Raw genomic sequence first — 1,988 nt, 5'->3', positions numbered from 1 at the left:
TGTCCGGTCCCGGTAGATGCTTGACAGTTCGGTCCCAGCTGATGGTTGACAGTGGCCGTGATCGGCTTTTCTGTGCGCGTCGTTGCGGCGTGTGTGGGGAGGCCGGGATTGGCGCTGGTGGAGTTGTCGGTTGTCGAGCAGAGATACCGGGCTGTCCTGGCTGTCCTGGCTGTGCTGGCTGGTGCGACGGTGACCGAGGTCGCGGCTTCGCTGGGGGTGTCGCGGCAGACGGTCAGCGGGTGGAAGTCCCGCTATGAGGCCTCGGGTCTGGCTGGGTTGGCGGATCGTTCTCGTAGGCCGGCGTCGTGTCCGCATCAGGCCTCTGCCGAAGTGGAGGCGGCCGTGTGCGAGCTGCGGCGCAAGCATCCGAAGTGGGGCCCGCAGCGGATCGCTCATGTGCTGGAGCGGTTCGGGGTGGTGGCGCCGGTGCCGTCGCGGATGACCGTGTATCGGATCCTGGTCCGCCATGGCCTGGTGGAGCCGGGGGTGCGGCGTCGGAAGCGGTCGGATTACAAGCGGTGGCAGCGGGATCGGCCGATGCAGTTGTGGCAGATGGACATCGTCGGCGGCGTGATGCTGGTCAACCCGCTGACCGGCGAGTTGACCGAGGCCAAGGTCGTGACCGGTGTGGACGATCATTCCCGGTACTGCGTGATCGCGTCGGTGGTCGAGCGGGCGACCGGGAGGGCGGTGTGTGCGGCCTTCGCGCGGGCCTTGCAGGCGTTCGGGGTGCCGGAAGAGGTGCTGACCGACAACGGCAAGCAGTTCACCGACCGGTTCGGGCAGGGCGGTGAGGTTTTGTTCGATCGGATCTGCCGGGAGAACGGGATCGCGCACCGGCTGACCCAGCCGGCGTCGCCGACCACGACGGGCAAGGTCGAGCGGTTCCATCAGACGCTGCGGCGTGAACTCCTGGATGATTGCGGCGCGTTTGAGAGCATCGGGGCGGCTCAGGCGGCACTGGATGCGTGGGTGGAGGAGTACAACTCCATGCGGCCGCATCAGGCGCTGGACATGCAGTCCCCTGCCGACCGGTTCGCCCCGGTTGCTGAGCAGGAGCGGGACGTACTGGGTCTGAGGGTGCCCGGGGTGCTCGCGCTGGTGCCGCAGCAGCGGATGGCCCCTGCGGTGACGTCGGACCCGGCCGAAGCGCCGCCTGCCCCTGCCCCTCTTCCCGACGTGGTGCAGGTGGACGAGGGCGGGCCGGTGGAGTTCGAGCGGGTGGTGCCTGCGAGTGGGAATCTGCAGGTCGCGGGCAAGCAGTTCTGGCTCGGACCGGCCCGCTCAGGACTGACGGTGACCTTCTGGGCCGACACCTCGGTGATCCATCTGCTGATCGCCGGGACGCGGATCAAGACCGTGCGGTCACACTTGTCGGTGGCGGATCTGGCGCGGCTGGCTGCCCGGGGCGGACGTGCGGCCGGACCGGCCCCGCTTCCGGCCGGTGACAGGGCCGCGTTCGAGGTGGACCGTGTCGTGAACAACAGCGGCCTGGTGGGCCTGGGCGGGCACCAGGTGCTGGCGGCGGAGATCCTCGGTGGCCGCCAGGTGGGCATCCGGATCGATGATGAGACGCTGTCGTTCTTCGACCCCTCATCGCGGGAACTACTACGGGTGCGGCCAAACCCGCTGACCAGCGAGGAAGTCCGCCGGCTGCGGGGCCTTCGTCCGGCCGGCCCGCCGCCGCGTCCAGGCATCGAGCCCGTGCGTGTGCAGCGGCGGGTCAGCACTGTGGGCACCGTCATGGTCTGCCGCCAGACCGTCTCCCTCGGCCGCCCCTACGCAGGGCAGACCGTGACCGTGCACGTGTCGGACTCCACGATCACCTTCGAGCTGGACGGCCAGGTCCGGGTGATCCGGCGTACGACCGACGTCCCGGTCCGTAACGTGAAAGCGAACAAGCCCCACGGGGCTCCCTATGTTGTCTAGGCCCACCGTCAAGCATCACGTGGGACCAGATCGTCAGGCATCAGCTGGGATCCGACACG

General features: G+C 68.8%; 1 protein-coding gene. It reads left to right on the top strand.

Annotated features, from left to right (window positions below; translation table 11 throughout):
- Positions 1-108: 108 nt before the first annotated feature.
- Positions 109-1,929: an IS481 family transposase gene (locus ACIHFB_RS45815; RefSeq protein ID WP_400130029.1), complete on the top strand. Its 1,821-nt coding sequence runs from the start codon at positions 109-111 to the stop codon at positions 1,927-1,929.
- Positions 1,930-1,988: the final 59 nt, after the last annotated feature.

It is taken from the genome of Streptomyces sp. NPDC051963 (assembly GCF_044593495.1).
Taxonomy (GTDB): Bacteria; Actinomycetota; Actinomycetes; order Streptomycetales; family Streptomycetaceae; genus Streptomyces.
The sequence above is the reverse complement of the archived record's forward strand: the minus strand, read 5'-3'. Positions and strand labels throughout refer to the sequence as shown.